Origin of the sequence: Pseudomonas sp. URMO17WK12:I11 (genome assembly GCF_007677725.1) — a bacterium.
GTDB lineage: Bacteria > Pseudomonadota > Gammaproteobacteria > Pseudomonadales > Pseudomonadaceae > Aquipseudomonas.
On sequence record NZ_VEDF01000002.1, the window covers coordinates 549,049 to 572,621 of the forward strand.

Here is a 23,573-nt window from a genome sequence, read left to right on the forward strand (position 1 = left end):
GCCCCTCACGATGAGACTGTGAATAACTTGGGTAAAGCCCATGGCGGGCAATGACTGGGATTAGCGGAGCTTATGTTTGACCATCTGGCCGCAGTGTCGCTGGACAGTCTGCGGGTATTCGAAGCCGCGGCCCGTTTGCGCAGCTTTACCGCTGCTGCTCTCGAGCTGGGCACCACGCAGCCGGCAGTGAGCCAGCAGGTCAAGCGCTTGGAGGCGCAGCTGGGCAGACGGCTATTCGACCGCATTTACCGAGGCATCGCGCTAACCGAGGCCGGCCAGGCGTTGTTCGCGCAAGTGCACCTGGGTCTGCAGGCCATGGACGATGGTATCGCCGAAGTCAGCGGGCGTGGTCAGCGCGAGGTGCTGCAAGTGGCTACCGACTTTGCCTTTGCAGCGTTCTGGCTGATGCCACGCCTGCAGCGCTTTCACCAGGCTTATCCACAGGTCGATGTAAGCTTGGTGACCGGTGAGCGCAGTCAGGCCATGCTGCGTCCGGATATCGATGTAGCGGTACTGTTCGGAGATGGCCGATTCCACCAGGGCGAAAGTCGTTGGCTGTTCGATGAAGAAGTCTTCCCGGTCTGCAGCCCGCGACTCGCCCATGATCCAACGCTGTCCGCGGAAGCGTTGCAGCGCATGCCGCTGCTCCATCTGCGTGGCGAGCAGGCCAGTCGCTGGTTCGATTGGGCCGGTGTGTTTCGTGGCTTGGGCGTGTCCAGCCCGCCGCCGCCGGGGCAGCTGCGCTTCGACAACTACACCCTGCTGATCCAGGCGGCGATCGCCGGGCAAGGGGTGGCGATCGGTTGGGCGCATCTGGTGGATGGGCTGGTCGAGCAAGGCTTGCTCTGCCGGCCAGTGCCAGGGAGCCTGACTTCGAAAAGAGGCTATTACGCGGTACTGCCGCCGCGTAAACGGCGTGGGGCGTTGATCGAGCGGTTCGTTGACTGGCTTGAGCAAGAGCGCAATCGTTGATACCCGCATCGCCTGCTGCACCCAGCGGTGCAGGCAAGCGCTGCGGGCGCTGCGGTCAATCGCGTGCGCCGCGTACCCCGGCGGCCAGGGCTGAGCACAGGCTCAGGACATCGTCGACGGCCTGATTGGCATCCTTGGCTTGGGCGATCTTGTCGACCAGCGCTGAACCCACCACCACGCCATCGGCCAGGCGCGCAATGGCGGCCGCCTGCTCGGGGGTGCGAATGCCGAAACCGACGCTCACCGGCAGGTCGGTGTGCCGACGCAGACGAGCGATCGCTTCGCCGACATGCTCGGTGGTCGCCGAGCCTGCACCGGTGACACCGGCAACCGACACGTAATAGACGAAACCAGAGCTGCGCTCGAGCACGCGCGGCAAGCGCGCGTCATCGGTGGTTGGGGTGGTCAGGCGAATGAAGTCGATGCCTGCGGCCTGGGCCGGATCGGCGAGTTCGCCATCGTGCTCAGGCGGCAAGTCGACGATGATCAAGCCATCGACGCCTGCTTGCTGGGCTTGAGCGACGAACGCCTGTACGCCAAAGCGATGGATCGGGTTGTAGTAACCCATCAGCACGACCGGCGTGGTCTGGTCGTCGACCCGGAACTCTCGCACCATCGCCAGGGTTTTTGTGAGGTTCTGGCCAGCCTCGAGCGCGCGCAGGGTTGCCAGCTGGATGGCCACGCCGTCGGCCATCGGGTCGGTGAACGGCATGCCCAGTTCGATCACGTCGGCGCCAGCGGCTGGCAGACCCTTGAGGATCTGCAGCGAAGCGTCGTAGCCCGGATCGCCGGCGGTGACGAAGGTCACCAGCGCGGCACGGCCCTCGGCTTTCAATTCGGCAAAGCGTTGTTCGAGACGGCTCATGCCTGTTTCTCCTGGGCAGCCATATGGGTCATCACGGTTTGCATGTCTTTGTCGCCGCGCCCCGACAGGCAGATCACCATCAGGTGATCCTTGGGCAGGCCAGGTGCGCGTTTGATCGCTTCGGCCAGCGCATGGGCGCTTTCCAGGGCCGGAATGATCCCTTCGAGACGGCAGCAGGCGTGGAACGCATCCAGGGCTTCATCATCGGTGATGCTGACATACTCGACGCGTTTCACTTCGTGCAGATAGGCGTGCTCGGGGCCGATACCTGGGTAGTCGAGGCCGGCAGAGATCGAGTGGGCATCGGTGATCTGGCCGTCATCATCCTGCAGGAGGTAGGTGCGGTTGCCGTGCAGCACGCCGGGGACACCGCCGTTCAGGCTGGCAGCGTGCTTGTCTGTATGCACGCCATGGCCACCGGCCTCGACGCCGATGATTTGTACGCTGGGCTCTTCGAGGAACTCATGGAACAGGCCCATGGCATTGGAGCCGCCGCCCACGCAGGCAACCAGGCTGTCCGGCAGACGGCCTTCTTTTTCCTGCAACTGGGCGCGGGTTTCCTTGCCGATGATCGATTGGAAGTCGCGCACCATCGCCGGATACGGGTGCGGCCCGGCCACTGTGCCGATCAGGTAGAAGGTGTCATCGACGTTGGTGACCCAGTCACGCAGGGCCTCGTTCATCGCGTCTTTCAGGGTACCGGTGCCGGCTGTGACCGGTACGATTTCGGCACCGAGCAGCTTCATGCGGAACACGTTGGCCTGCTGGCGCTCGATGTCGGTGGCGCCCATGTAGATCACGCAAGGCAGGCCAAAGCGCGCTGCCACGGTGGCGGTGGCCACGCCGTGCATGCCGGCGCCGGTTTCGGCGATCAGGCGCTTCTTGCCCATGCGCTTGGCCAACAGGACCTGGCCGATGCAGTTGTTCACCTTGTGTGCGCCGGTATGGTTGAGCTCTTCGCGCTTGAAGAAAATCTTTGCGCCGCCGCAGTGCTCGGTCAGACGCTCGGCGAAATACAGGGGGTTGGGGCGGCCGATATAGTCGCGCTGGAAGTACGCCAGCTCTTCGAGGAACGCCGGGTCGGCCTTTGCCGCTTCATATTCGCGGGCCAGATCGAGCACCAGTGGCATCAAGGTTTCGGCCACGTAGCGGCCACCAAACGAGCCGAACAGGCCATTGGCGTCGGGGCCGGGGCGGTATTGGGACTGGGTCATGGGGCGCTCCAAGGCGTTACGAATGAGTGATGGGCTTTACTGTACCCAGCGCGCGGCCGGCTGAAAACCGATAAGATTTACCCAACTTGTCAGAAAAACTCACAGTTGCCATGGCTCACGATCTTCCTCCACTCAATGCCTTGCGCGCCTTCGAGGCGACCGCCAGGTTCAACAGCGTCAGCCAAGCGGCTGAAGCGCTGCATGTCACTCATGGTGCGGTCAGCCGGCAGATCAAGGTGCTCGAAGCAGACCTGGGCGTGGCCTTGTTCAGCAAGGAAGGGCGCGGCATCAAACTCACAGATGCCGGTGTGCGTCTGCGCGATGCCTGCGCTGAAGCCTTCGATCGCCTGCGCAGTGTCTGCGGCGAGCTCAGCCGGGACGTCAGCGAGGCGCCGTTCGTGCTCGGCTGCTCAGGTAGTTTGCTGGCGCGCTGGTTCATTCCGCGTCTGGGGCGCTTGAAGGCAGACCTGCCGCAACTGCCGTTGCACCTGTCAGCAGGTGAAGGCGACCTGGACCCCCGCCGGCCTGGGCTCGACGCGTTGCTGGTGTACGCCGAGCCGCCATGGCCTGCCGACATGCAGGTGCATGTGCTCGCCCAGGAGCGTATCGGCCCGGTGCTCAGCCCCCGCTATCCAGGCTTCGAGCGCTTGCAGGCTGCACCGGCCACGGCCTTGCTGGACGAAGCGTTGCTGCACACCACCTCGCGCCCACAAGCCTGGCCGACGTGGGCGAGCGAGCAGGGATTGGCAACCGACGCGCTGCAATACGGTCAGGCCTTCGAGCATTTGTATTACCTGCTGGAAGCGGCGGTAGCCGGGCTGGGGGTTGCCATTGCGCCACAACCGTTGGTGGCTGACGACTTGCGTGCCGGGCGCCTGAGTGCGCCGTGGGGATTCACTCCAAGCCCTGCAGTGCTGGCATTGTGGGTGCCGCGGCGCGCCGCAGATGGGCGCGCCGAGCAGCTGGCGCAGTGGCTAAAAGCCGAACTGGCCAGGCAAGGTGCTTAGCGGCGGTTGCACAGCAGGTAGGCAGCCAGCAGGCCCAGTGCGCCGATGGCGACGCCGGCGGTGGTGTAGGGGTGCTCTTGCGCGTAGTCGCGGGTGGCAATGCCGGTTTGGCGAGTGCGCTCTTTGACTTCCTCATAGGCGTCGCTGATCAGGCTGCGCGAGTGACGAAGCGCGGTTTCGGCGTTGCTGCGCATTGCTTTCACTGATTTCTGGGTTTCCTCGGAAGCATCGTGCTTGAGGCTTTCCAGGCTCTTGAGGAGGCTTTCGATCTCCGCTTCCATGCTTTCCAGGGACGTTTTACGCAGCGAGTTGCGGGGCATGTTGACTCTCCTTTGCAGTATGGGCTGTACAAATTGCGACTGCCAAGCGAAGCGAAAGTGCGATCGAACTTTCATTGCCTGCGACCGCTCGCAGGTAAACCAAGCCTGCGCTGCTAGGCTCAATTGCACGTACCCAAGGAGAGCGCTCATGTCCGATCACCACACTTACAAGAAAGTCGAGCTGGTTGGCTCGTCGACCACCAGCATCGAGGAAGCGATCAACAACGCGCTGGCCGAAGCAGGCAAGAGCCTGGGCAATATGGAGTGGTTCGAGGTCACTGAAACCCGTGGCCATATTCAAGACAACCAAGTGGCCCATTTCCAGGTAACGCTGAAGGTCGGTTTCCGTATCGCCAACAGCTGAAACACTCACGGGCTGGCAAGGCCCGGCGTGATGGCGTTATAACTCCGGAGGGCGCCTTGGCGGCGCCCTTTGTGTTTTTCTCATCTGTACAAGGAATGCGATCGATGATGAAACTGATGTTGGCGGCAGGGTTGATGGCAATCGCCGGCGGCGCCATGGCAGCGGGTAAACCGTGTGAGGAGCTCAAGGCTGAGATCGCCCAGAAGCTCGAACGCAAAGGCGTGCAGGGTTATACGCTGGAAGTGGTCGACAAGGGCGAGCCCGCTGGCAAGGTGGTGGGCAGCTGCGAGGCAGGCACCAAGGAAATCGTCTATCGACGCGGCTAGAGCTGCAGTGGCCGGTTGCGGGCGAGCGCGGCGCTGCCCGCCTCACCCGCACGTCCGATCAGGCAGGCTTGAGCGCCTGGGCCATCAGCTCATAGGACCTTACCCGGTCGGCATGCTCATACAGGTCGCTGGTGAAGATCAGCTCATCAGCGCCGGTTTGTTCCAGCAATACCTCAACCTTCGCTTTGACTTTTTCCGGGCTACCGATCATCGCCAGGCCCAGGAAACTGCCGACTGCATCGCGCTCATGGGGCAGCCACAGGCCATCCATGCTTGGCACCGGCGGCTTTTGCATCAGGCTCTGGCCACGAATCAGCGACAGGATGCGCTGATAAGTCGAGGTCGCCAGGTATTCGGCTTTCTCGTCGGTCTCGGCCACCACCATCGGGATGCCCAGCATCACATAGGGCTTGGCCAAGGTAGTCGATGGCTTGAAGTGGTCGCGGTAGATGCGGATCGCCTCGTGCATGTAGCGCGGGGCGAAGTGCGAAGCAAAGGCGTAGGGCATGCCACGCATCCCTGCCAGCTGTGCGCTGAACAGGCTCGAACCCAACAGCCAGAGTGGCACCTCGGTGTCGTGGCCTGGCACGGCAATCACTTTTTGATCATCGGTGCGCGGGCCGAGATAGCGAGACAGTTCCTCGACGTCGTCCGGGAAGTCATCGGCGCTGCCGCTACGGTCACGGCGCAGGGCGTGAGCTGTTAGCTGGTCCGAGCCCGGCGCGCGGCCCAGGCCCAGGTCGATTCGACCGGGATAGAGGCTGGCCAGGGTGCCGAACTGCTCGGCGATCACCAGCGGCGCGTGGTTGGGCAGCATGATGCCGCCAGAGCCGACGCGGATGCTCGAGGTGCCACCAGCCAGGTAACCGATCAGCACTGAAGTGGCCGAACTGGCGATACCGTCCATGTTGTGGTGCTCGGCCACCCAGAACCGGTTGTAGCCGAACCGTTCGGCATGTCGGGCCAGGTCCAGGGCGTTGTGCAGCGATTGTGCCGGGCCATGGTCGGCGCGCACCGGCACCAGGTCCAGGGCCGAGATTTTCAGGTCGTGCAGCTGGGTCATTGCAGCCTCCGCAACAAGTGGTTGGCCCTCAGGCCCTAGTGACTCTCTATGGGCAGATTCGCTTAATTCAATCCTTGCCGTGCGATTGCTCTGAACTTGCCGTCAGCCAAGAGCCTCGAAAATGAGGACAGACAACCCTACTACTGGAGTCATCATGAAAAAGACAGCATCGGCGATCTGGCAGGGCGGCTTGAGAGATGGCAAAGGCCAGATCTCCACGCAAAGCGGCGCGCTCAAGCAGAATCCTTACGGCTTCAACACGCGCTTCGAAGATACCCCAGGCACCAACCCTGAAGAGCTGATCGGCGCTGCTCACGCCGGGTGCTTCTCGATGGCCCTGTCGATGATGCTGGGCGAGGCAGGTCTGACCCCAGAGCGCATCGACACCACCGCCGAGGTCACCCTCGACAAGCAAGACGATGGCTTCGCCATCACTGCTGTGCACTTGATCCTCAAGGCCAAGGTGCCTGGTGCGAGCGAGGAGCAGTTCCTCGAGATCGCCAACAAGGCCAAGGCTGGCTGCCCGGTGTCCAAGGTGCTGAATGCGGAAATTAGCCTGGACGCTGCGCTGGTTGGATAAACCGCGCAACGGTGGTTGCTTGTTGTAGTCTAACGACTGTCGGCAGCGCTGCTGCCTTTTCAGGAGCCGTTTCATGATTCGCGTGGCAATCACCGTGCTGGCTTCGCTTATGGCCACTTCTGCACTGGCGGCGGTCAAACCGTGCGAAGCGCTCAAGGCTGAGATCGAAGCCAAGATCCAGGCCCAAGGTGTGCCCTCCTACACCTTGGAAATCGTGCCGAACGCCGAGGTCACGGACCAGAACATGGTCGTTGGCAGCTGCGATGGCGGCACCAGGAAGATCATCTATCAGAAAAACGATCGATGATATGAAAGCGAATGAAGCACCAGGGCCGCGATGCGGCCCTGGTGCTTCATGGGATGCAGAACACTTCGCTCGGTTCGTTGACCAGCACGTTGCGCCTGCCGTCATACAGCAGTACCTGCGGCTCCATCACGGGGGCTCGAGCCTCCAGGCGATAGCGCTCCCCGGCTTTGAAGTCGGCGTAGCGCACCGTCAGGTAACAGGTGCGGTCCCTGGGCTGGGTCATCATGCCGCCGCCGTAGATCTCATAATCGAAACGCACGACCAGTTCATGCTTGCCAGGGGTTACCTGAAAATAGCGACCGTCGTCCAGACGCTGGCCATCCAGGCGATCGGCCATGATCACCCGGCCGGGGGTCATGGTGAACAGGTCGATCCAGGCCTGCTTGGGGTCGACCGGGGGCAATGGGCTGGCGCAAGCCCCTAGTGCACTCAAGGCCATCAGCATCATGGGCTGGCGCATGGCATTTCTCCGGCGTGCGGTACACAAGCTACAAGCATAGTCCTGTTTACCTGCCTCAGGTGCGCTGGCAACCGGCCGGTGCACCCTGGCCCAGGAGTTTTTGCTGTTGGTCATACAGCTTGACCCATGGACGAAAACCGATGCTGCCAGCCTGCAACTGATAGCGCTGGCCTGCGTTGAAATCCTTGAAGCTCAGTTTGACCTGGCAGTCGCGCCACAACGGGGCCTCGACCGGGCCAATGTTGCTGGGAGCGACCGGAAATTGATAGCGCACGGTCAGTTCGTGGCCGCCCGGCTGCACCTCGAAATACCGGCTGTCGGCCCAGTCACGCTCATCCACCTGCAGTGCATGCAGCGAAGTGTCGTCATTGGGTGTCAAGTCTACCCAGGCTTGATTGGGGTCTGGGTCAGGCAGGGTCGAGCAGGCAGAAATCAACAATATCGAGCTACTGAGCAACAGGGCACGCATGGCGAAACTCCCCCTTGGCGAGATAGGCTTGGGGCGCATTGGCCATGAGCGGGTTGAAAAGCGCCAGATGGATCTTTCATGTTGTCTGAAGTACTCAGGCCCCGGGCCACTCGACCGCCTTTTCAGGTACTTGGTTCCGCTGTCAGTCGCCTTTCTGCTGAGCGGCTGCGGCACTGCCGGTTACTACGCTCAGCTGACCGAGGGGCAGTGGCAGTTGCTACGCGCGCGTCAGCCGGTGGACCAGGTGCTCGCCGACCCTGCCACCAGCGCGCAGTTGCGGGCGCGTCTGCGGCATGCCGAAGAGGCACGGGCATTCGCCAGCGAACAGCTGAAATTGCCCGACAACCGCAGCTATCGGTTGTACGCCGACCTCAAGCGTCCTTACGTGGTCTGGAACGTCTTCGCTACCCCGGAATTGTCGTTGCAGCCGGTGACGCATTGCTTCCCCATTGCCGGTTGCGTGGCCTACCGGGGCTATTATCGCCAAGGTGCCGCGCGCGGTGCGGCGGCCCTGATGCGTGAGCAGGGCTTGGACGTGTACGTCAGCGGCGTCGAGGCCTATTCGACCCTGGGCTGGTTCGATGACCCCATTCTGTCGTCCATGCTGGGCTGGGGTGATGAGCGTCTTGCCACGTTGATTTTCCATGAGCTGGCCCACCAGCGCGTGTACGTGCAGGACGACACCGCGTTCAACGAGTCGTTTGCCACCTTCGTCGAGCAGCAAGGCACGCAGCAATGGCGCGCCGCCCGCGGCCTTGGGGCATCCGACCCGGCGCAGTTGCAGCAGCGTGAACAGTTCACCCGCCTGGTGCTGGCCACCCGCGAGCGCCTGCAGACTCTGTATTCGGGAACCTTGACTGCTGCGCAGAAACGCCAGGCCAAGCACGCCGAGTTCGAGCGTCTGCGCCACCGTTATCAACAGCTGCGCGACAGCCAGTGGCATGGCGACAGGCGCTACGACGCCTGGATGTATGGCCCGCTGAACAACGCCAAGCTGCTGCCGTTTGGCTTGTATGACCAGTGGGTGCCGGCCTTCGCGGCGTTGTTCCGCGAGGTGGATGGTGATTGGACGCTGTTCTATCAGCGCGTCGAGCAACTGGCACGCTTGCCGGCGCGACAAAGGATGGCAGCGCTACAGAAACGGCTGTGAAGCGCTGCAGTGGGCTGCACGGGCAGCCGGCCACTGCCTCAGCCCTTGAAGGCCTCATGCAGGTCGACCAGGGTCGCGAAGTGAAACGCCGGCGCTTCGGCTTGCAGCTCTGCATGGCTGCCAAACCCATAGCCCACCGCCACCGCCTGCAAACCGTTGCTGCGCGCGCCGATCAGGTCATGCTTGCGATCGCCGATCATCAGCGTCTGCGCCGGATCGAGCCGCTCTTCATCCAGCAGGTGACGGATCAGCTCGACCTTGTTGGTGCGCGTGCCGTCCAGTTCACTGCCGTAGATCACCTTGAAATGGTGATCGAAGGCGAAGTGCCGGGCAATTTCGCGGGCGAACTCCCACGGTTTGGATGTCGCGATGTACAGCGTGCGGCCTTGGGCGCCGAGCGTTTCGAGCAGCTGCGGGACGCCTTCGAACACCTGGTTTTCGTACAGGCCGGTAACCCGGAAACGTTCACGGTAGAAATTGACCGCCTGCCAGGCCTTGGCCTCATCGAATCCGTAGAACTGCATGAAGGCCTGCAGCAGCGGCGGGCCGATGAAATGTTCGAGGCGGGTAAGGTCGGGCTCGTCGATACCGAGTTTGGCCAGGGCGTACTGAATGGAACGGGTAATGCCCAGGCGCGGGTCGGTCAGGGTGCCGTCGAGGTCGAACAGGATGTTTTGCTGATGCATGTGAGGAGATCCACTTCAATGCTGCGGGCCTTGGCACGGGTGATCCGGCGGGCCCGCCAATGCAGTCATTCAGGTTGGTCGTAGCCTTCGGCCAGGTGCTGATCCTTGAGCTTGACGTAGTTGTCGGCGCTGTAGCTGAAAAAGGCGCGTTCCTTGTCATTCAACAGCCGGGCCTGCCTGACCGGGCTGCCCATGTACAGGTACCCGCTGACCAGGCGCTTGCCGGGCGGCACCAGGCTGCCGGCGCCGATGACCACTTCATCCTCGACAATGGCGCCATCCATGATGGTGCTGCCCATGCCCACCAGGATGCGATTGCCCAGGGTGCAGCCGTGCAGCATGACCTTGTGACCAATGGTCACCTCGTCGCCGATGATCAGCGCAAAGCCGTCGGGATTGAAAGGCCCGGCATGGGTGATGTGCAGCACGCTGGCGTCCTGCACGCTGGTGCGCGCACCGATGCGGATACGCTGCATATCGCCGCGAATCACCGTCAGCGGCCAGACAGAGCTGTCTTCGCCGATCTCCACATCGCCCAGGATGACCGCCGAACGGTCGACGAATACCCGTGGTGCCAGTTTCGGCGTGTGTTGCTGGAAGCTGCGAATGGCCATGATAGCGTCTCTCATCTGTACCGATAGGCAGCCTGCCTGCTGCGGTCGGCATCGATTGTAATTAAGATGGGGTAGTGTTTCTTCTGCCAAGGTATCCGAACCGTGAGTGCGAACAACCCACTTCTGCAGTCCTACGATCTGCCGCCCTTCTCGCAAATCCGTGCCGAACACGTGTTGCCGGCGATCGAAACGATCCTGGCCGACAACCGTAAAGCCATCGCCGAGATCCTCGAGCAACAGGGCAGCAACCCTACCTGGTCCGGCCTGGTGCTGGCCATGGACGAACTCAACGACCGTTTGGGCGCCGCCTGGAGCCCGGTCAGCCACCTCAATGCGGTGTGCAACAGCAAGGCGCTGCGCGAGGCCTATGAGTCCTGCCTGCCTGCCCTGAGCGCCTACTCTACCGAATTGGGCCAGAACCGTGCGCTGTTCGAAGCCTACCAGGCGCTGGCCACCAGCCCACAGGCCGAACAGTTCGATGTGGCGCAGAAAACCATTCTTGAGCATGCCCTGCGTGATTTCCGCTTGTCGGGCATCGACCTGCCGGCCGACAAACAGCAGCGCTACGCCGAGGTGCAAAGCACCTTGAGCGAGTTGGGCAGCCGCTTTTCCAACCAGTTGCTCGATGCCACCCAGGCTTGGAGCAAGCATGTCACCGACGAGGCCGCGCTGGCCGGTCTGACCGACTCGGCCAAGGCGCAGATGGCCGCCGCAGCCCAGGCCAAGGGGCTGGACGGCTGGTTGATCACCCTGGAGTTCCCCAGCTACTACGCGGTGATGACCTACGCCGATGACCGCGCCCTGCGCGAGGAGTTGTACGCGGCCTACTGCACCCGCGCCTCGGACCAAGGCCCGAATGCCGGCCAGTTCGACAATGGCCCGGTCATGCAGCAAATCCTCGACTTGCGCCAGGAGCTGGCCGAGCTGCTGGGCTATGCCAACTACGCCGAGCTGAGCCTGGCCACCAAGATGGCCGAGTCCAGCGACCAGGTGCTGAGCTTCCTGCGTGACCTGGCCAAGCGCTCCAAGCCCTTCGCCGCCCGCGACCTCGAGCAGCTCAAGGCTTATGCCGCCGAGCAAGGCTGTGCTGAACTGGCCAGCTGGGACGCCGGTTACTACGGCGAGAAGCTGCGCGAGCAACGCTACAGCGTGTCGCAGGAAACCCTGCGTGCCTACTTCCCGATCGATACGGTGCTCAACGGTCTGTTCGGCATCGTACAGCGCCTGTACGGCATCGAGATCGCTGAGATCCAGGGCTTCGACAGCTGGCATCCTGACGTGCGCCTGTTCGAGATCAAGGAAGACGGCCAGCACGTGGGCCGCTTCTTCTTCGACCTGTACGCCCGCGCCAACAAGCGCGGCGGCGCCTGGATGGACGGTGCCCGCGATCGCCGTCGCACGGCTGCAGGCGAACTGCAGAGCCCGGTGGCGAACCTGGTGTGCAACTTCACGCCGGCAGCGCCTGGCAAGCCTGCGTTGTTGACCCACGACGAAGTGACCACCCTGTTCCATGAGTTCGGCCATGGCCTGCACCACATGCTGACGCGCATCGAGCATGCCGGTGTGTCCGGCATCAATGGCGTGGCCTGGGATGCCGTCGAGCTGCCCAGCCAGTTCATGGAGAACTGGTGCTGGGAGCCTGAAGGCCTGGCGCTGATTTCCGGGCACTTCGAAACCGGCGCTGCCTTGCCCCAGGACTTGCTGGACAAGATGCTTGCAGCGAAGAACTTCCAGTCGGGCATGATGATGGTGCGGCAATTGGAATTCTCGCTGTTTGACTTCGAGCTGCACGCCACCCATGGCGATGGCCGCAGCGTGCTGCAGGTGCTCGAAGGCGTGCGCGACGAGGTCACGGTGATGCGCCCGCCTGCTTACAACCGCTTCCCCAACAGCTTCGCGCACATCTTCGCCGGCGGTTACGCGGCCGGCTACTACAGCTACAAGTGGGCTGAAGTGCTCTCGGCCGACGCCTTCTCGCGCTTCGAGGAAGAAGGCGTGTTCAATGCCGATACCGGGCGCGCCTTCCGTGAAGCGATCCTGGCGCGCGGCGGCTCGCGCGAGCCCATGGAGCTGTTCGTGGACTTCCGTGGGCGTGAGCCTTCCATTGACGCGTTGCTACGCCACAGCGGGCTGAGCGAGGCCGCTGCGGCATGAGTGAGGTTGCCGTGAACAAGACCAAGAAGCGCTTCATTGCCGGGGCGGTGTGCCCGGCGTGCAGCGAGCCTGACAAGCTGATGATGTGGAATGAGGACGACGTGCCGCATCGTGAGTGCGTGGCCTGCGGCTTTACCGACACGCTCAATGAGCAAGGCCTATCGGTGCCCAAGGAGCTCGGTACGCGGGTTAACCACCTGCAACCCAAGGCCGCTCCGGCCAAGGTGCAGACGGTGCAGTTCTTCCCCAATCCGAAGCTGAAGAAGCCGAGCGAGTAAGCGCTGCGTCGGCGTCAGGGCAACCCTGACCAGAGGTGCTGGAAAGATTCATGGGCTACCCCGATACTGTATGTGCATACAGCATCGGGGTAGCCCATGAATTCGTCATCTCCACTCAAAGGCCGTGGCACGGCTCACAATCCGCACAATCGATTCGCCGCGACCCGTTCGCTGGTCGAGGATGACGGCTGGCTACAAGAGGTACCGCTCACTCAAGGCACCGAGGTGCGCAGTGAAATCGCCAAATCGATAATCAGCCGCAACACTTCCCCTGACCTCCCCTTCGACCGCTCGATCAACCCCTATCGGGGTTGCGAGCACGGTTGCATCTACTGCTATGCCCGGCCCTCTCACGCCTATTGGGACTTGTCGCCAGGCCTGGACTTCGAAACCAAGCTGATCGCCAAGACCAACGCCGCCGAGGTGCTCGCCGAGCAGCTGAGCAAGCCTGGCTACGTGTGCGCGCCGATCAACCTGGGTGCCAATACCGACCCGTACCAGCCGATCGAGCGCGAGCACCGCCTGACCCGGCGTTTGCTCGAGGTGCTGCTGCGTTTTCGCCATCCGGTCACCATCGTCACCAAGGGCGCACTGGTGCTGCGTGACCTTGATCTGCTCGCAGAGTTGGCCAGTCAGCGCCTGGCGCGGGTGATGATCAGCCTGACCACCCTGGACGATGACCTCAAGCGGGTCCTCGAACCGCGCGCCGCTTCGCCCAAGGCCAGGTTGAGGGCCATTCGCGTGCTACGCGAGGCTGGCGTGCCGGTAGGGGTGCTGTGTTCGCCGATGATTCCGATGATCAATGACAGCGAACTCGAACATCTGCTCGAAGCTGCCAGCCAAGCCGGCGCCCAGAGCGCGGCGTACATGATGGTGCGCCTGCCGCTGGAAGTGGCGCCGTTGTTCGAACAGTGGCTGCAAGACCATTACCCGCAGCGCGCCACACATGTCGTGAGCCTGATTCGCCAGAGCCGTGGCGGCGAGCTGTATGACAGCCGATTCGGTTCGCGCATGCGCGGCGAAGGGGTGTTCGCCGACCTGCTGGCGCAACGCTTCGCGCGGGCCATGAAGCGGCTAGACTTCGACGGGCGTGAAGCACAGGCGTTGGACTGCTCGGCCTTTTGCCCACCCGGAAGGCAGATGGCCCTTTTATGAACGTGGCCGGGGCCATCCCGAGTCTTACTAATCCAAGCAAATAATTGCAGTAATGGCTCTTGGCAGTTGATGCTTTTTTGCTATTATTCAGGTCCCGCCTTTTCGTTCTGGAACACCCGTTCTAGAGCGCTCGAATTAAGTTTCAGTTAAGTTTTCCCCGCTAGCGTAGGAATCCAGATCACGGAGACTGTGATCTATCGCTCGTGCGCGTCATCTAAATCTGCGCATAGCCAGAATCTTTCACCGGTAAGATGGATTTACCTACACACCGCCAAGAGGATGAATCATGCCAGTCAAGGACCCATCCAAGGTCGTTCCGCAGGTGCCCGCGGAAAACGCCGATGCCGCCCTTAAGCACATCGTCGACGGCTTCCTGCGTTTCCATCATGACGTTTTTCCTGAGCAACAAGCGCTGTTCAAGAAGCTCGCCACCGCGCAAACCCCGCGCGCCATGTTCATTACCTGTGCCGACTCCCGAATCGTCCCCGAGCTGATCACCCAGAGCTCGCCAGGCGACTTGTTCGTGACCCGTAACGTCGGCAACGTGGTTCCGCCCTACGGGCAGATGAACGGCGGTGTTTCCAGTGCCATCGAATACGCCGTGCTGGCGCTGAAAGTGCACCACATCATCATTTGCGGTCACTCCGACTGTGGCGCCATGCGCGCAGTGCTCAACCCGCACTCGCTCGACAAGATGCCCACCGTAAGTGCCTGGCTGCGCCACGCCGAAGTGGCGCGCACCGTGGTCGAGAACAACTGCTCGTGCGGCAGCGAACACGAAAGCATGCAGGTGCTGACCAAGGAAAACGTCATCGCCCAGCTGCACCACCTGCGCACCCACCCATCGGTGGCCTCGCGCCTGGCAGCAGGCCAGTTGTACATCCACGGTTGGGTCTACGACATCGAAACCAGCAAGATCGAAGCCTACGACGCTGCAAGCGACAGCTTCATGCCACTGGCTGCCGGCGAACCGGTACCGTGCGCCACCCCGAGAGGCCGCTACTAAGCGACCCGTCCAACGCTGAACCTTGAATAGCCGGCTGCACCCCACGCGGGTGTGGCGCGGCCTTCGGCTGCCTTGAAAATGCCCTGACCTGCTTGCCGGCAATCACGCTGGCGGTGCGCGCCTGCGCGGGTGTCAGGGATCCATGTGCCCACGGCCAGAGGAATGGCCGTGCGTCAGAGTAAGGAGAACGATGGTGAACATGACACAGTTGAAAGCGGCCTTGCCGCGTGAGTTGCTGGCGTCGGTGGTGGTCTTTCTGGTCGCCCTGCCCTTGTGCATGGGTATCGCGATTGCCTCGGGGATGCCTCCGGCCAAAGGGCTGATAACCGGGATCATCGGCGGCGTCGTGGTGGGTTTCCTGGCCGGATCGCCCTTGCAGGTCAGTGGCCCGGCAGCGGGGCTGGCGGTGCTGGTGTTCGAACTGGTGCGTCAGCATGGCATGGAAATGCTCGGCCCCATCCTGTTGCTGGCCGGCGTCCTGCAGCTGCTGGCCGGGCGCCTGCGCCTCGGTTGCTGGTTCCGCGTCACCGCCCCTGCCGTGGTGTACGGCATGCTGGCCGGTATCGGGGTGTTGATCGTGCTGTCGCAGGTGCACGTGATGTTCGATACCGCGCCACAGCCCTCGGGCATGCAGAACCTGCTGGAGTTTCCCAGCACCGTAGCCGCTGCCCTGCCTCGCGAAAACGCAGGCTCGGGGTGGATCGCCGGGGCCCTGGGCCTGGGCACCATTGTGATCATGTTCGCTTGGGAAAAGTTACGCCCGCAGACGCTGCGCTTCATCCCGGGCGCGCTGTTGGGTGTGACCACGATGACCGCCATCGCAATGTGGCTGGCGCTGCCGGTCAACCGCGTCGAAGTGCCCGCGGATCTGTCAGAGGCGATCGACTGGATCCGTCCGGACGACCTGATGAAACTGGCCGATCCGACCCTGCTGGTCGCAGCCTTTGCCCTGGCGTTCATCGCCAGTGCGGAAACCTTGCTGTCGGCCGCTGCCGTGGACCGCATGCACAGCGGTCAACGCTCGGACTTCGACCGTGAACTGTCGGCGCAGGGCATTGGCAACATGCTTTGCGGGGTGCTCGGCGCACTGCCGATGACCGGGGTGATCGTACGCAGCTCGGCGAATGTGCAAGCGGGTGCACAAACCCGCGCATCGGCCATTCTGCACGGTGTATGGTTGCTCGCGTTCGTGGTGGTCCTGAGCAGTGTGCTGCAGCAGATCCCGGTGGCCAGCCTGGCCGGGGTACTGGTGTTCACCGGCGTGAAACTGGTCGACTTCAAGGCGTTTCGCGGGCTGGGCCGTTATGGCCGCATGCCGATGTTCACCTACGCGGCCACTGCCTTGGCGATCATCTTCACTGACCTGTTGACCGGCGTGTTGCTGGGCTTTGCCCTGACCTTGCTGAAACTGTCGTTCAAGGCCGCGCGGCTGAAGATCAGCCTGGTGGACCTGGCACAGGAAGGCCATATGGAGCTGCGTCTGAGCGGTGCTGCAACCTTCCTCAAGGTACCGGCGTTGACCCAGGTGCTCGATACCGTACCGGCCGGGACCACCCTGCACGTACCCTTGAGCAACCTGCGCTACGTCGACCACTCGTGCATGGAGCTGCTGGAGGACTGGAGCCGCAGCAATGCCGCCAATGGATCGAGGCTGGTGATCGAGCATCAGCGTCTGAAGCGCCGAGTCGAGGGTAGAACGCGCACCACGGCGGGTGTCGGGGCCTGAGCCGAGCACCCGCGAGCCATCGCGATCAGGCGGGCTGGTCCAGTTCCACCCCGAGCTGACGAGACAGGCAGGGCCAGCGCTTCCACGCCGCGCCGGTTTCGGGGCTGCACAGGGTCTGGCGGTAGGCTTGCACCGATTCGGCGGCGAAGCTCTGGTCATCGAGCATCTCATCGACCGAATGGTGCACCACCTCATCGAGCTGATTGGCGAACGTTTCGCCAATCAGCTGATGGGCGATCAGGTTGGCTACGGTGGTATCGAGCGGAATCAGCGGTTGCTGGAAGTGGCGGATGTACAGGTCGTTGACCTCCTCCACCAGACGGTGGGCCAGGTAGGCTTCGTCGAGCAGGCAATCGAGGCCGACCTGGCCGTGCATCACGCTCGGCGGCTGCAGAAAATACGCCTCGGCAATTTTCAGCACCGGCTTGATCTGCGATTCGATGCCGGCTTCGCGCGCTACGCTTTGCGCAGCCTCGAGCAATTCCGGTACTTGTCCTATGTAAGCGCTGACGAAGCGCGCCAAGGTACCCTGGGCGTCCTGCTCAGGCAGTTGGATCGAGGGATGCAGGTGGGGCAGTTGCAGCTCGAGACGCGCTTTCAGTTGACCGGTGCGGGCTTCGTGGTCGTGGGCTTGGCTGATCTGCTCGCGTACAGCAGCGATGTTCATGACAACTCCAGGGACAATACGTTTCAAACGGAAGACACTAAATTAGCTCGGTATACGGAATACCTAAGACGGTTTTGTTATATGCCGCGCAAACGTGTGCGAGATTAAGCATATAGCTGCACCATTATTGTGCCACACCCCCTCTAGTACGGGCTTATGGCGGCCGTGCTCGGTTTCATGAAGTTCCTTTCATCGACCCCATTGCGGGGCATTGGTCGCTGTCTATACTCCCGTTGAACGTGATTCGTTGATGAGGCCCGACTGCTCTATGCAGGGGCTCGGTCGTCGAAGTCAGGCAGTCTTGACCGCCGTTCCCTCTTGCCGCAGGCCCTGCCTCCGGGACAACAAGAACGAGAAAGGGGAACCCGCAATGATGCGACATCCACTTGTATGGATGGGCCTTCTGTTGTGGTCGGTTCTGGGTCAGGCCAGTGCTGCCTGGACCGTGAACATGCACCCAGGGGCGACGGACGTCTCCAACGCCGTGTTTGATCTGCACATGACGATCTTCTGGATCTGCGTGGTGATCGGCGTGGTGGTGTTCGGTGCGATGTTCTGGTCGATGGTCGTTCACCGCCGTTCTACCGGCCAGCAGGCCGCGCACTTCCACGAACATACCTGGGTCGAAATCCTCTGGACCGTGGTGCCGCTGCTGATTCTGGTGGCCATGGCCATACCTGCCACCAAGACGTTGATCGACATCTACGATGCCAGCGAGTCGGACATCGACGTTCAGGTTACCGGCTACCAGTGGAAGTGGCACTACAAGTACCTGGGCCAGGATGTCGAGTTCTTCAGCAATCTGGCCACGCCCGCCGAGCAGATTCACAATCAGGCGCCCAAGGATGAGCACTACCTGCTTGAAGTCGATCAGCCGTTGGTGCTGCCGGTCGGCGCCAAGGTGCGCTTCCTGGTCACCGCTGCCGATGTCATCCATTCCTGGTGGGTGCCGGCGTTCGCCGTCAAGCGCGATGCTATTCCAGGCTTCGTCAACGAAGCCTGGACCCGCATTGAAAAGCCCGGCATCTATCGCGGCCAGTGCACCGAGCTGTGCGGCAAGGACCATGGTTTCATGCCGGTGGTGGTCGAGGTCAAGTCCCAGGCCGACTATGACACCTGGCTGGGCGAGCGCAAGGCTGAAGCGGCCAAGCTCAAGGAACTGACCAGCAAAGCATGGACCTTGCAGGAACTGGTCGAGCGTGGCGACAAGGTCTACCACACCACCTGCGTGGCCTGTCACCAGGCCGAGGGCCAGGGGCTGCCGCCGATGTTCCCGGCGCTCAAGGGGTCGAAAATCGCCACCGGGCCGAAAGAGGCGCACCTGGGCATCGTCTACCACGGCAAGCCCGGCACGGCCATGGCCGCATTCGGCAAGCAGCTGTCGGAGGTCGACATCGCCGCGGTGGTCACTTACGAGCGCAACGCCTGGGGCAACGACAAGGGCGACATGGTCACGCCGCAGGACGTGCTGGCGCTCAAGCAGGCAGAAGCCAAGTGAACCGGCTAACGGGCGGCAATCGATGGATTGCAGGAGACAGGACATGAGTGCAGTGATCGACGAGCATGGCCACGAGCACGCTCACGGGCCGGCCAAGGGCCTGATGCGCTGGGTGTTGACCACCAATCACAAGGACATCGGCACGATGTACCTGTGGTTCGCCTTCAGCATGTTCCTGCTCGGTGGCTCGTTCGCCATGGTCATCCGCGCCGAGCTGTTCCAGCCCGGGTTGCAGATCGTGGAACCTGCGTTCTTCAACCAGATGACCACCATGCATGGCTTGATCATGGTGTTCGGTGCGGTGATGCCGGCCTTCGTCGGCCTGGCCAACTGGATGATTCCGCTGATGATCGGCGCGCCAGACATGGCCTTGCCACGGATGAACAACTTCAGTTTCTGGCTGCTGCCAGCGGCATTCCTGCTGCTGGTATCGACCTTGTTCAGCGCAGGTGGCGGGCCTAACTTCGGCTGGACGTTCTATGCGCCGCTGTCGACGACCTATGCGCCGGCCAGTGTCACGTTCTTCATCTTTGCCATTCACTTGATGGGCGTCAGCTCGATCATGGGCGCGATCAACGTGATCGCCACCATTCTCAACCTACGCGCGCCTGGCATGACCTTGATGAAAATGCCGCTGTTCGTCTGGACCTGGCTGATCACCGCGTTTCTGCTGATCGCGGTGATGCCGGTACTGGCCGGGGTGGTGACCATGATGCTGATGGATATCCACTTTGGCACCAGTTTCTTCAGCGCCGCCGGTGGCGGCGACCCGGTGCTGTTCCAGCATGTGTTCTGGTTCTTCGGCCATCCCGAGGTCTACATCATGATCCTGCCGGCCTTCGGCGCGGTCAGCTCGATCATCCCCGCGTTCTCGCGCAAGCCGTTGTTCGGCTACACCTCCATGGTCTACGCCACCGGCGCAATCGCCTTTCTTTCATTCATCGTCTGGGCCCACCACATGTTCGTGGTCGGCATACCCGTGGTCGGTGAGCTGTTCTTCATGTACGCCACCATGCTGATCGCTGTGCCTACCGGGGTGAAGGTGTTCAACTGGGTCAGCACCATGTGGGAAGGCTCGCTGACCTTCGAGACACCGATGTTGTTCGCCATCGCCTTCGTCATTCTGTTCACCATCGGTGGTTTCTCCGGGCTGATGCTGGCGATCGCGCCGGCAGACTTCCAGTACCACGACACCTACTTCGTGGTGGCGCACTTTCACTACGTGCTGGTGCCTGGGGCAATCTTCGGCATCTTCGCATCGGCCTATTACTGGCTGCCGAAATGGACCGGGCACATGTACGACGAAACCCTTGGCAAGCTGCACTTCTGGCTGTCGTTCGTGGGCATGAACCTGGCCTTCTTCCCGATGCATTTCGTCGGCCTGGCCGGGATGCCACGGCGCATCCCTGACTACAACCTGCAGTTTGCCGACTTCAACATGGTGTCCTCGATCGGCGCGTTTCTGTTCGGCGCAACGCAGATCTTCTTCCTGTTCATCGTCATCAAGTGCATCCGCGGTGGCGATCCTGCGCCCGCCAAACCCTGGGACGGTGCCGAGGGGCTGGAGTGGTCGGTGCCATCGCCCGCGCCTTATCACACCTTCCAGACGCCACCGGATGTGAAATAGGAGGCTGGCCCATGAACGGCTCGTCGCTGCATCGCCTGGTCACCCGCCTGCTGCTGTTGACGGTGGTGATGTTCGCCTTCGGCTTCGCCCTGGTGCCGCTGTATGACGTGATGTGCAAAGCCTTCGGCATCAACGGCAAGACCGGCGGGCCGTACCTGGGCAGTCAGGTCAGTGACCCTGCCCGTTCGGTGCGGGTGCAGTTCATGTCGACCAATGCCAGCGACATGGTCTGGGAGTTCCATTCCGTCGCCGACCAGCTTGAGGTCAATCCAGGGGCCGTGAACCAGATGCTGTTCATTGCCCACAACCCCACCGACCGGGCGATGAGCGCCCAGGCGGTTCCCAGTATCACCCCGGCCGAGGCGGCGGCGTACTTCCACAAGACCGAGTGCTTCTGTTTCACCCAGCAGGTGCTGCAGCCGGGCGAACGCATCGAAATGCCGGTGCGCTTCATCGTCGACCGCGACCTGCCAGCCAGTGTGAAGCACCTGACGCTGGCCTACACCTTGTTCGACATCACTGCGCGTCACCCGCCGATCGCCCACGCCGCGCTACAGGACGTTCAAGGCGCCCGTTGAGGGAAGGAGAACAGCAATGGCACGTCATGAGCATTACTACGTACCGGCACAGAGCAAATGGCCGATCATCGCCACCCTCGGCATGTTCATCACGGTCTACGGCCTGGGCACCTGGTTCAATGACATGAAGGCCGGCCATCCGGGGTCTCATGGGCCGTTGATCTTCTTCATCGGCGCCCTGCTGCTGGCCTACATGCTGTTTGGCTGGTTCGGCGCGGTGATCAAGGAGAGCCATGCCGGTTTGTACAGCTCACAGATGGACCGCTCGTTCCGTTGGGGCATGGGCTGGTTCATCTTTTCCGAGGTGATGTTCTTTTTGGCCTTCTTCGGTGCGCTGTTCTATGTACGCGTGCTCGCCGGACCCTGGCTGGCCGGTGACGGCGCCAAGGGGGTGGCGCACATGCTGTGGCCCAGCTTCGAATTCGCCTGGCCGCTGCTGCACACGCCTGATCCCAAGCTGTTCCCGCCGCCTAGGGAAGTCATCGACCCTTGGCACCTGCCGTTGATCAACACGGTTCTGCTGGTGAGCTCGAGCGTGACCATCACCCTCGCCCACCACGCCTTGCGCCGTGATCACCGCCAATCCTTGAAGCTGTGGATGGCGCTGACGATCGCCCTGGGCATCAGTTTCATCGCATTGCAGGCGTATGAGTACTTCGAGGCCTACACCAAGCTGGGGCTGACCTTGGGCTCAGGCATCTATGGCGCGACGTTCTTCATGCTCACCGGTTTTCACGGCGCCCATGTCACCTTGGGCACGATCATTCTGATGGTGATGTTCGCGCGCATCCTGCGCGGGCACTTCAGCCCGGACAAGCATTTCGGTTTCGAGGCGGCGAGCTGGTATTGGCACTTCGTCGACGTGGTGTGGGTGGGGTTGTTCATCTTTGTCTATGTGCTGTGAAGGCCGCCGGACAACCCCGTGCGGACTTCAGAAAGGCGCGTGCGACACCAGCTGACCGCTGATCAAGCCCCAGGCAACCAGGCCGACGGTCAGCGCGGCCAGGGTCACGCGCACGGTCAGGGCCTTGAGCAGGCGGGTGGAGTGTTCATCGTCCTTGATCAGAAACACCAGCCCACTGAACAGGCTGGCAATCGTGGCCAACAGCATCAGGACAATCGCGGCCTTGAGCATGGCGATACTCCAAGGGGGTAGTGATGCAAACCAGTATAGCGATCCACGTGGCGAGGCCTCGATGAGGACGTTCCGCCCAGGCTGGCTACCGACCCTGCTGGTCCTGGCGATGCTGCCAGGGTTGATCGCCCTGGGCTGCTGGCAACTTGGCCGCGCCGAACAAAAGCGCCTGTTGCTGGCGACCTATGCCGAGCGACGGATCGCGGCGCCCCTGGACGCCACGCAATTGTCGAGCGAGCAAGACCAGGCCTACCGGCGGGTACGCCTCTACGGGCGTTTCGATGCCGAGCACAGTGTGCTGCTGGACAACCGCATGCGCGATGGCCAGGCCGGGGTCGAGCTGCTGCAGGCCTTCCATGACCAGGCCAGTGACGTGTGGTTGCTGATCAATCGAGGCTGGTTGGCGTGGCCCGATCGGCGCATACCGGTGCAATTCGAAACGCCCGTCGAGGCCCTGGAGCTGGACGCCTCGGTGTACGTAACGCCTGGTCGCGCATTCGTGCTGCGCCCAGACGCGGCGGGGGCGCAATGGCCGCATGTGCTCAATGCCCTTGAGCCCGGGGCGCTATGGCAACAGCTCGAGCGTCACGGTTTTGCCCATGAACTGCGTCTGGAACCAGGCCCTGCCGCCTACCGAGTGGACTGGCCCTTGGTTGCCATGGGTCCGGAAAAGCACCTTGGCTACGCCGTGCAGTGGTTCGCCCTGGCCATCACCTTGCTGTTGCTCTACCTCTACTTCGGCTGGCATCACAAGAAGGAGAAAGCGCATGGCCACCGCCACTCGACTGGACCTGCCTGAACGTAGCAACCCCAGGGCCCGCGGGCGTTTGCAGCTGATTCTGATACTCCTGGTGGTGCTCGGCCCGATGATCCTGGCCACCTGCATGTACAAGCTCAAGTTCTGGGTGCCGGAGGGTCGCAGCTACCACGGCACGATGATCGGCAATGGTCAAAGCCGCGCCGACCTGGGCGTGGCCGGCGACGACCGGCGCTGGCAGTTGCTGGTTAGCGCCCCGCGAGCCTGCGCTGCCGATTGCCAACGGCTGGTGTACCTGGTGCGGCAGATCCAGGTCGGCCTGGGCCGGGATGCCAGCCGCGCCAGCCATGCGCTGGCGGCGGCGCAACCGCTGCCGCAGGCCTTCCAAGCGCTGCTGGGGCGTGAATACCCGCAATTGCAGCGCTATGCGCTGGATGTCCAGCGCTACCAGGAGCAGGTCGGTGAAGCCGGTCCGCAACTGTGGATCGTCGATCCGCACGGCAACCTGGTGCTGCGCTACGACGCCAAGGTCAACGGCAAGCACGTGCTCGACGACCTGCGCCACCTGCTCAAGCTCTCCAACATCGGCTAGGAG

Annotated in this window: 28 protein-coding genes; 18 read left to right on the forward strand and 10 right to left on the reverse strand. The window is 62.4% G+C overall.

All coding sequences use genetic code 11. From position 1 onward, the window contains the following. The first annotated feature begins 72 nt into the window (after nucleotides 1–72). The gene (locus FS665_RS05805) at nucleotides 73–972 is read left to right on the forward strand and encodes a LysR family transcriptional regulator (RefSeq protein ID WP_145184740.1); all 900 of its coding nucleotides are present in this window, start codon (nucleotides 73–75) and stop codon (nucleotides 970–972) included. 55 nt (nucleotides 973–1,027) lie between these two features. Here FS665_RS05805 and trpA read toward each other — a convergent pair whose 3' ends face one another. Both trpA and trpB read right to left on the reverse strand, forming a co-directional pair. Next, complete coding sequence (trpA, locus tag FS665_RS05810; protein WP_145184743.1) at nucleotides 1,028–1,837, reverse strand: tryptophan synthase subunit alpha; 810 nt, start codon at nucleotides 1,835–1,837, stop codon at nucleotides 1,028–1,030. Next, nucleotides 1,834–3,051 carry a tryptophan synthase subunit beta gene (gene trpB / locus FS665_RS05815; RefSeq protein WP_145184746.1) on the reverse strand — a complete coding sequence of 406 codons (1,218 nt, stop codon included), beginning with the start codon at nucleotides 3,049–3,051 and terminating at the stop codon, nucleotides 1,834–1,836. The genes trpA and trpB overlap by 4 nt, the downstream gene beginning before the upstream one ends. 110 nt (nucleotides 3,052–3,161) lie before the next feature. On the opposite strand from trpB, the gene FS665_RS05820 reads away from it, so the two are divergent. After that, on the forward strand, nucleotides 3,162–4,058 hold the full coding sequence (locus FS665_RS05820) for a LysR family transcriptional regulator (protein ID WP_145184748.1): 897 nt from the start codon (nucleotides 3,162–3,164) through the stop codon (nucleotides 4,056–4,058). Here FS665_RS05820 and FS665_RS05825 read toward each other — a convergent pair. Continuing rightward, the gene (locus FS665_RS05825) at nucleotides 4,055–4,378 is read right to left on the reverse strand and encodes a YqjD family protein (protein WP_145184751.1); all 324 of its coding nucleotides are present in this window, start codon (nucleotides 4,376–4,378) and stop codon (nucleotides 4,055–4,057) included. The genes FS665_RS05820 and FS665_RS05825 overlap by 4 nt on opposite strands. Before the next feature lie 148 nt (nucleotides 4,379–4,526). Between FS665_RS05825 and FS665_RS05830 the strand changes: the two genes are divergently transcribed. Then, entirely contained in the window at nucleotides 4,527–4,742 is a 216-nt protein-coding gene (locus FS665_RS05830; protein WP_145184754.1) for a dodecin, read from the forward strand. A 104-nt stretch (nucleotides 4,743–4,846) separates the two neighbouring features. Further along, on the forward strand, nucleotides 4,847–5,068 hold the full coding sequence (locus FS665_RS05835; protein ID WP_145184757.1) for a DUF1161 domain-containing protein: 222 nt from the start codon (nucleotides 4,847–4,849) through the stop codon (nucleotides 5,066–5,068). A 58-nt stretch (nucleotides 5,069–5,126) separates the two neighbouring features. Here FS665_RS05835 and FS665_RS05840 read toward each other — a convergent pair whose 3' ends face one another. Beyond that, on the reverse strand, nucleotides 5,127–6,131 hold the full coding sequence (locus tag FS665_RS05840) for an LLM class flavin-dependent oxidoreductase (protein WP_145184760.1): 1,005 nt from the start codon (nucleotides 6,129–6,131) through the stop codon (nucleotides 5,127–5,129). Nucleotides 6,132–6,285: 154 nt separating this feature from the next. Here FS665_RS05840 and FS665_RS05845 point away from each other — a divergent pair, with 154 nt between their 5' ends. Next, complete coding sequence (locus FS665_RS05845; RefSeq protein WP_145184762.1) at nucleotides 6,286–6,711, forward strand: OsmC family protein; 426 nt, start codon at nucleotides 6,286–6,288, stop codon at nucleotides 6,709–6,711. Between the two features lie 73 nt (nucleotides 6,712–6,784). Beyond that, entirely contained in the window at nucleotides 6,785–7,018 is a 234-nt protein-coding gene (locus FS665_RS05850; RefSeq protein WP_145184765.1) for a DUF1161 domain-containing protein, read from the forward strand. 46 nt (nucleotides 7,019–7,064) lie between these two features. On the opposite strand, the gene FS665_RS05855 is transcribed toward FS665_RS05850, so the two are convergent. Both FS665_RS05855 and FS665_RS05860 read right to left on the reverse strand, forming a co-directional pair. After that, nucleotides 7,065–7,478: a hypothetical protein gene (locus FS665_RS05855; RefSeq protein ID WP_145184768.1), complete on the reverse strand. Its 414-nt coding sequence runs from the start codon at nucleotides 7,476–7,478 to the stop codon at nucleotides 7,065–7,067. Between the two features lie 55 nt (nucleotides 7,479–7,533). Continuing rightward, entirely contained in the window at nucleotides 7,534–7,947 is a 414-nt protein-coding gene (locus FS665_RS05860; protein ID WP_145184771.1) for a hypothetical protein, read from the reverse strand. Nucleotides 7,948–8,032: 85 nt separating this feature from the next. Here FS665_RS05860 and FS665_RS05865 point away from each other — a divergent pair, with 85 nt between their 5' ends. Then, nucleotides 8,033–9,097 (forward strand): aminopeptidase, encoded by a 1,065-nt coding sequence (locus FS665_RS05865; RefSeq protein WP_145184994.1) that lies wholly within the window; start codon nucleotides 8,033–8,035, stop codon nucleotides 9,095–9,097. A gap of 38 nt (nucleotides 9,098–9,135) precedes the next feature. On the opposite strand, the gene FS665_RS05870 is transcribed toward FS665_RS05865, so the two are convergent. Next, complete coding sequence (locus FS665_RS05870) at nucleotides 9,136–9,783, reverse strand: HAD family hydrolase (RefSeq protein WP_145184774.1); 648 nt, start codon at nucleotides 9,781–9,783, stop codon at nucleotides 9,136–9,138. Between the two features lie 65 nt (nucleotides 9,784–9,848). After that, nucleotides 9,849–10,397 (reverse strand): gamma carbonic anhydrase family protein, encoded by a 549-nt coding sequence (locus FS665_RS05875; protein ID WP_145184777.1) that lies wholly within the window; start codon nucleotides 10,395–10,397, stop codon nucleotides 9,849–9,851. 102 nt (nucleotides 10,398–10,499) lie between these two features. On the opposite strand from FS665_RS05875, the gene prlC reads away from it, so the two are divergent. The 5 genes from prlC to FS665_RS05900 all read left to right on the forward strand — a co-directional run bounded on the left by prlC (nucleotide 10,500) and on the right by FS665_RS05900 (nucleotide 16,716). Then, on the forward strand, nucleotides 10,500–12,551 hold the full coding sequence (gene prlC / locus FS665_RS05880) for an oligopeptidase A (protein WP_145184780.1): 2,052 nt from the start codon (nucleotides 10,500–10,502) through the stop codon (nucleotides 12,549–12,551). Next, the gene (locus FS665_RS05885) at nucleotides 12,548–12,829 is read left to right on the forward strand and encodes a YheV family putative zinc ribbon protein (RefSeq protein WP_145184783.1); all 282 of its coding nucleotides are present in this window, start codon (nucleotides 12,548–12,550) and stop codon (nucleotides 12,827–12,829) included. Before prlC ends, FS665_RS05885 begins: the two co-directional genes overlap by 4 nt. A 96-nt stretch (nucleotides 12,830–12,925) precedes the next feature. Continuing rightward, a complete protein-coding gene (locus FS665_RS05890) occupies nucleotides 12,926–13,984 on the forward strand; it encodes a PA0069 family radical SAM protein (RefSeq protein ID WP_145184786.1) in 1,059 nt (352 codons plus the stop codon). Between the two features lie 286 nt (nucleotides 13,985–14,270). Next, entirely contained in the window at nucleotides 14,271–14,990 is a 720-nt protein-coding gene (locus FS665_RS05895) for a carbonic anhydrase (protein WP_145184789.1), read from the forward strand. A 190-nt stretch (nucleotides 14,991–15,180) separates the two neighbouring features. Further along, entirely contained in the window at nucleotides 15,181–16,716 is a 1,536-nt protein-coding gene (locus tag FS665_RS05900) for a SulP family inorganic anion transporter (RefSeq protein ID WP_178108295.1), read from the forward strand. Between the two features lie 25 nt (nucleotides 16,717–16,741). Here the strand turns inward: FS665_RS05900 and FS665_RS05905 are convergent, their stop codons facing one another. Continuing rightward, nucleotides 16,742–17,383, reverse strand: coding sequence for a hypothetical protein (locus FS665_RS05905; protein ID WP_145184795.1), 642 nt, complete (start codon nucleotides 17,381–17,383; stop codon nucleotides 16,742–16,744). A gap of 370 nt (nucleotides 17,384–17,753) precedes the next feature. On the opposite strand from FS665_RS05905, the gene coxB reads away from it, so the two are divergent. From coxB to FS665_RS05925, 4 genes are read left to right on the forward strand one after another with little or no spacing between them, the layout of a single operon-like run. Next, complete coding sequence (gene coxB / locus FS665_RS05910) at nucleotides 17,754–18,881, forward strand: cytochrome c oxidase subunit II (RefSeq protein ID WP_145184798.1); 1,128 nt, start codon at nucleotides 17,754–17,756, stop codon at nucleotides 18,879–18,881. A gap of 43 nt (nucleotides 18,882–18,924) precedes the next feature. Further along, entirely contained in the window at nucleotides 18,925–20,508 is a 1,584-nt protein-coding gene (gene ctaD / locus FS665_RS05915; protein ID WP_145184801.1) for a cytochrome c oxidase subunit I, read from the forward strand. A gap of 11 nt (nucleotides 20,509–20,519) precedes the next feature. Then, the gene (locus FS665_RS05920) at nucleotides 20,520–21,086 is read left to right on the forward strand and encodes a cytochrome c oxidase assembly protein (protein ID WP_145184804.1); all 567 of its coding nucleotides are present in this window, start codon (nucleotides 20,520–20,522) and stop codon (nucleotides 21,084–21,086) included. 16 nt (nucleotides 21,087–21,102) lie between these two features. Beyond that, a complete protein-coding gene (locus FS665_RS05925; protein ID WP_145184807.1) occupies nucleotides 21,103–21,990 on the forward strand; it encodes a cytochrome c oxidase subunit 3 in 888 nt (295 codons plus the stop codon). 27 nt (nucleotides 21,991–22,017) lie between these two features. Here FS665_RS05925 and FS665_RS05930 read toward each other — a convergent pair whose 3' ends face one another. Next, entirely contained in the window at nucleotides 22,018–22,221 is a 204-nt protein-coding gene (locus FS665_RS05930; RefSeq protein WP_145184810.1) for a twin transmembrane helix small protein, read from the reverse strand. Between the two features lie 61 nt (nucleotides 22,222–22,282). Between FS665_RS05930 and FS665_RS05935 the strand changes: the two genes are divergently transcribed. Together FS665_RS05935 and FS665_RS05940 are read left to right on the forward strand one after the other, a co-directional pair. Continuing rightward, complete coding sequence (locus tag FS665_RS05935) at nucleotides 22,283–23,020, forward strand: SURF1 family protein (protein ID WP_145184813.1); 738 nt, start codon at nucleotides 22,283–22,285, stop codon at nucleotides 23,018–23,020. Then, nucleotides 22,989–23,570 carry a hypothetical protein gene (locus FS665_RS05940; RefSeq protein ID WP_145184816.1) on the forward strand — a complete coding sequence of 194 codons (582 nt, stop codon included), beginning with the start codon at nucleotides 22,989–22,991 and terminating at the stop codon, nucleotides 23,568–23,570. Before FS665_RS05935 ends, FS665_RS05940 begins: the two co-directional genes overlap by 32 nt. Nucleotides 23,571–23,573: the final 3 nt, after the last annotated feature.

Excerpts from the sequence above, each read along its gene's own strand:
- FS665_RS05805 (WP_145184740.1), top strand. The coding sequence starts at position 73 with ATGTTTGACCATCTGGCCGCAGTGTCGCTGGACAGTCTGCGGGTATTC.
- trpA (WP_145184743.1), bottom strand. The coding sequence starts at position 1,837 with ATGAGCCGTCTCGAACAACGCTTTGCCGAATTGAAAGCCGAGGGCCGT.
- trpB (WP_145184746.1), bottom strand. The coding sequence starts at position 3,051 with ATGACCCAGTCCCAATACCGCCCCGGCCCCGACGCCAATGGCCTGTTC.
- FS665_RS05820 (WP_145184748.1), top strand. The coding sequence starts at position 3,162 with ATGGCTCACGATCTTCCTCCACTCAATGCCTTGCGCGCCTTCGAGGCG.
- FS665_RS05825 (WP_145184751.1), bottom strand. The coding sequence starts at position 4,378 with ATGCCCCGCAACTCGCTGCGTAAAACGTCCCTGGAAAGCATGGAAGCG.
- FS665_RS05830 (WP_145184754.1), top strand. The coding sequence starts at position 4,527 with ATGTCCGATCACCACACTTACAAGAAAGTCGAGCTGGTTGGCTCGTCG.
- FS665_RS05835 (WP_145184757.1), top strand. The coding sequence starts at position 4,847 with ATGATGAAACTGATGTTGGCGGCAGGGTTGATGGCAATCGCCGGCGGC.
- FS665_RS05840 (WP_145184760.1), bottom strand. The coding sequence starts at position 6,131 with ATGACCCAGCTGCACGACCTGAAAATCTCGGCCCTGGACCTGGTGCCG.
- FS665_RS05845 (WP_145184762.1), top strand. The coding sequence starts at position 6,286 with ATGAAAAAGACAGCATCGGCGATCTGGCAGGGCGGCTTGAGAGATGGC.
- FS665_RS05850 (WP_145184765.1), top strand. The coding sequence starts at position 6,785 with ATGATTCGCGTGGCAATCACCGTGCTGGCTTCGCTTATGGCCACTTCT.
- FS665_RS05855 (WP_145184768.1), bottom strand. The coding sequence starts at position 7,478 with ATGCGCCAGCCCATGATGCTGATGGCCTTGAGTGCACTAGGGGCTTGC.
- FS665_RS05860 (WP_145184771.1), bottom strand. The coding sequence starts at position 7,947 with ATGCGTGCCCTGTTGCTCAGTAGCTCGATATTGTTGATTTCTGCCTGC.
- FS665_RS05870 (WP_145184774.1), bottom strand. The coding sequence starts at position 9,783 with ATGCATCAGCAAAACATCCTGTTCGACCTCGACGGCACCCTGACCGAC.
- FS665_RS05875 (WP_145184777.1), bottom strand. The coding sequence starts at position 10,397 with ATGGCCATTCGCAGCTTCCAGCAACACACGCCGAAACTGGCACCACGG.
- FS665_RS05885 (WP_145184783.1), top strand. The coding sequence starts at position 12,548 with ATGAGTGAGGTTGCCGTGAACAAGACCAAGAAGCGCTTCATTGCCGGG.
- FS665_RS05890 (WP_145184786.1), top strand. The coding sequence starts at position 12,926 with ATGAATTCGTCATCTCCACTCAAAGGCCGTGGCACGGCTCACAATCCG.
- FS665_RS05895 (WP_145184789.1), top strand. The coding sequence starts at position 14,271 with ATGCCAGTCAAGGACCCATCCAAGGTCGTTCCGCAGGTGCCCGCGGAA.
- FS665_RS05900 (WP_178108295.1), top strand. The coding sequence starts at position 15,181 with ATGGTGAACATGACACAGTTGAAAGCGGCCTTGCCGCGTGAGTTGCTG.
- FS665_RS05905 (WP_145184795.1), bottom strand. The coding sequence starts at position 17,383 with ATGAACATCGCTGCTGTACGCGAGCAGATCAGCCAAGCCCACGACCAC.
- coxB (WP_145184798.1), top strand. The coding sequence starts at position 17,754 with ATGATGCGACATCCACTTGTATGGATGGGCCTTCTGTTGTGGTCGGTT.
- ctaD (WP_145184801.1), top strand. The coding sequence starts at position 18,925 with ATGAGTGCAGTGATCGACGAGCATGGCCACGAGCACGCTCACGGGCCG.
- FS665_RS05920 (WP_145184804.1), top strand. The coding sequence starts at position 20,520 with ATGAACGGCTCGTCGCTGCATCGCCTGGTCACCCGCCTGCTGCTGTTG.
- FS665_RS05925 (WP_145184807.1), top strand. The coding sequence starts at position 21,103 with ATGGCACGTCATGAGCATTACTACGTACCGGCACAGAGCAAATGGCCG.
- FS665_RS05930 (WP_145184810.1), bottom strand. The coding sequence starts at position 22,221 with ATGCTCAAGGCCGCGATTGTCCTGATGCTGTTGGCCACGATTGCCAGC.
- FS665_RS05935 (WP_145184813.1), top strand. The coding sequence starts at position 22,283 with ATGAGGACGTTCCGCCCAGGCTGGCTACCGACCCTGCTGGTCCTGGCG.
- FS665_RS05940 (WP_145184816.1), top strand. The coding sequence starts at position 22,989 with ATGGCCACCGCCACTCGACTGGACCTGCCTGAACGTAGCAACCCCAGG.